The 3,219-nt window shown below is 61.8% G+C and carries 5 protein-coding genes; all 5 read left to right on the top strand.

Annotated elements, in window-relative coordinates; genetic code table 11:
- On the top strand, window positions 1-479 hold a 479-nt coding region (locus EDD78_RS14070), incomplete at its 5' end, for a DUF6273 domain-containing protein (RefSeq protein WP_165873240.1).
- An 80-nt stretch (window positions 480-559) separates the two neighbouring features.
- Window positions 560-1,087 (top strand): hypothetical protein, encoded by a 528-nt coding sequence (locus tag EDD78_RS13810; protein WP_079697811.1) that lies wholly within the window; start codon window positions 560-562, stop codon window positions 1,085-1,087.
- Between the two features lie 67 nt (window positions 1,088-1,154).
- Entirely contained in the window at window positions 1,155-1,670 is a 516-nt protein-coding gene (locus EDD78_RS13815) for an SLOG family protein (RefSeq protein ID WP_079697812.1), read from the top strand.
- Window positions 1,671-1,889: 219 nt separating this feature from the next.
- Entirely contained in the window at window positions 1,890-2,180 is a 291-nt protein-coding gene (locus tag EDD78_RS13820) for a hypothetical protein (RefSeq protein ID WP_132085321.1), read from the top strand.
- Between the two features lie 14 nt (window positions 2,181-2,194).
- A partial coding sequence (locus EDD78_RS13825; protein WP_165873241.1) for an Ig-like domain-containing protein occupies window positions 2,195-3,219 on the top strand: 1,025 nt, incomplete at its 3' end.

The following is a 3,219-nucleotide window of genomic DNA, read 5'->3' on the forward strand; positions in this document are numbered from 1 at the left end:
GCGGCAGCCAGTACGGCGGCAAAACAAATTCCGTCGTCCTGCTGGCGAACTTTAACTACACAAGCAGCATATTCGGCGGCAACAATACATACAGCAGCAGCACGGTACGTGCGCACTGCAGCAATTTCTATAACGGTTTGACCGCTGCCCAAAGAGGAAAGCTGTCGCCGCACAAATATGTGGGAGACTATGCCTGGCTGCCCAGTGCCTATGAAATTTATGGCAGCAGCAGGCCGAGCTCTTGTGTGGACAGCTATACCGAGACCAGGCAATTTCAATATTTATTAAACGGCGGGCTAACAATCTACAATCTCACGTTGGCAAATACCATCTGTGGGGGAAGCACCAGTTGGCTGCGTTCACCGCGTTCCGGGTGCACCGATCGGAGCATGACAATCAATGGCTCAGATGGCAACGTGGTCAGTTATACAGTCAATTCTTCCTGCGCGGCCCGCCCCGCTATCATCCTCAACCCTTAATTTTTTAATAGAATAGAAACCCTTCCCGCTGCGGATACTAAAGGACAGAATTGGCCGCAAAGCGGCGGGGAGGACCGGTTATGATGCTCACCATTGTCGTGCAGGCGGGCGAGGAGCTGCTCTATTCTTTATACCGCGCGCTTTCGCGCAGCTATGAGGTGCTCTGTGTCGGGCAGCGGGAGATACTGCTGCCCGACATTTCCCCCGACATCCTGCTGCTCGGCGCCAAGCGGGTGCCCGAGTGCGACGGGGACGTGATCTATGTGCTCAAGGACGCGCAGGAGGAAGAGGGGTTCCTCCCCTCCCCGCACGCGGTGGCGGTGGTCCACTCGCAGGATGAAAGCTCGCTGCGCTTCTGCGCAAAGCATCACCTGCGCACCCTGACCTGCGGGCTTTCGAGCAAGGACACGCTGACGCTTTCGAGCGTAACCGCCGAAAGCGCGGTGATCTGCCTGCAGCGGGAGATCGGCACCCTGGGCGGCGAGGTGCTCGAACCTTATGAAATCCCGGTGAAGCTGCGGCGCGCCGTCGACCGCATGGAGCTGCTCTCCCTGGCGGCGGTGCTGCTGCTGTGCGGCGAGGGCGGGATGCTCAGCGAGCCGCTTTGATTGCACCCAAAACCGCTTTGTGCTATCATGGACCTATCACGCAGGGACTGCGAAAGGATGGGACGACATGGAGTATGCGCTGCGGCCGGTTTCGGCCTGCTTTACGGGCTACCGCGGGAACAAATTCCCTTTCTCCTTACAGGAAGAAAACCCCGGCCTCATGCGGCTGTGCGAGCGGCTGGAGGCGGCGGTCCACAGTGCGGCAAACGACGGCTACACCGATTTTTACTGCGGCGGCGCATGGGGGTTCGACATCCTGGCCGGGGAGGCGGTGCTGCGCGCGCGGGAGCTGCGGGAAGGGCTGCGCCTTTACTGCATCCTGCCGCATGAAGCTCAGGCGCGCGGCTGGGACGCCGGCTGGCGCGAGCGCTATGAGCGGATGCTTCGCGGCTGCAGCGGGAGCAGGGCCCTTTCCAGCGGATGGACCAAAAGCTGTTATCATGAGCGCAACCGTTATATGGTGGACCGGTGCAGCAGGCTGATCTGCTACTTCGACGGGCAGCCGGGCGGCACGGCCTACACAGTGCGCTATGCGCTGCAGCAGGGCGTGCAGCTGGTCAACCTGGCGCAGGAGGAATTATAGAATAAAGATGACCGTTAGTAAAGGTTACTAACGGTCATCTTTTTGCAGATATAGGGAAAGAGCGGCGGGGATACCGCCGGCCTCTTCCCGATTTATCCTAATTATATCCTGAACTGGGATGGATTTCAAGGGAAAAGGCCAATTTTTGTTCCGTTCCCCGGGCGGGGATGACCGCGAGCAACCTTTGCTAGAGGTCATTTATCTGAAGGGGGAACTGGAATGAAAAAGAAAGCGATAGCGGTGCTGCTGTGCGTGCTGGCGCTGACCGTTTTAGGCGGCTTCACGGTGGGCGGCAGCGGCCTGCGGGAGTACTACGAGGTGGGCAGCATTTCTGCGGAAATGCAATTGCCGGCTGACGCCGGCGGCCCACCTCACGGGGGGAATCATCCCCCCGTGGGCCCCCTAACTCTCCGAGGGGGAGCAACCATGGGTGAGAGTGAGAAAATACCGCTCGACGATTTCACGATCGGTGAGATCAGCACCGCCAATGGGGACGTGGTGGCGCAATGAGGCGGCTTCCCGCTTTGCTGCTGGCAGTTTCCCTGGCGGCCGGGATCATCCCGGTCGCCGGTGCGGCGGCAGCGTCTGTTGACCCGGGCGCGACCCTCGGGAGGAGCACCCCGCCCGGAATCGCGGAGATCGACCCGGAGATACCCACCCCGGAGATCTCCCTCTTCCGCGCCCGGGCCGCTGCGGGCCCCGAGTTCATCCGGGTGCCGGTGAAGAATAACGACCCGGCCCGGATCGAAGGCTTCACCGTCACCGCCCTGCCCGAGGGCGGCGGGGAGGCGGACATGCTGTCCGCCTCGGGAGAGCCCGAGGTGTCGGGGGAGGTCTACAGCTACAAGTTGTATTTCAGCGACCCGCCGCAGCGGGACACCGGCTTCACCATCTCGGTCACGCCCGTCGCGAAGGCGGGCCGGGCCGGCTTCGACCTGCCCAAAACGAAGACCTCATCCTACACCTACCGGGCCATCGAGAGCCTGACCATCAAGGCCGGGGGCGAGGCGGTAGGGGATAAGACGGTTTACCTGCAAACCAGTGGAGAGCGCCAGACGGTACAGCTGACCGCCGACAAGAACCCCACCTCCCAGAGCTATGCCGCCGAGGTGCTCTGGTCGAGCAGCGACCCGTCCGTCGCTTCGGTAGACCCGGTGACGGGATTGGTGACCGGCAACGGCGGCGGGACCGTGACCATCACGGCCAGCGTCTACGACGACCCGGATACCGTTTCCGCCTCCTGCACGGTGACGGTGGTCCCGATTTCCGGGATCGGCCTCAACCCCAGCAGCAAAACCCTCTTCACCGGGGGCACAGCGGCCGAGACCGACTTCGAGCTGACCGCGACCCTGACGGGAGACAACGGCAGCACCGAGCTCGTCTGGGAGAACAGCAGCCCGGACCAGGTCGATATGACAAAAGTAAGCAACAACGTCTACCACCTCTCGGCCAACGGCAAGCAGCCGGGGAGCGCGACCATCACGGTGACGGACAAGGGCGGGTTCTATAAGGCCACCTGCACCGTGACGGTGGTGCAGGTCCAGAGCGT

The organism is Harryflintia acetispora (genome assembly GCA_004340125.1).
Taxonomy (GTDB): domain Bacteria; phylum Bacillota; class Clostridia; order Oscillospirales; family Ruminococcaceae; genus Harryflintia; species Harryflintia acetispora.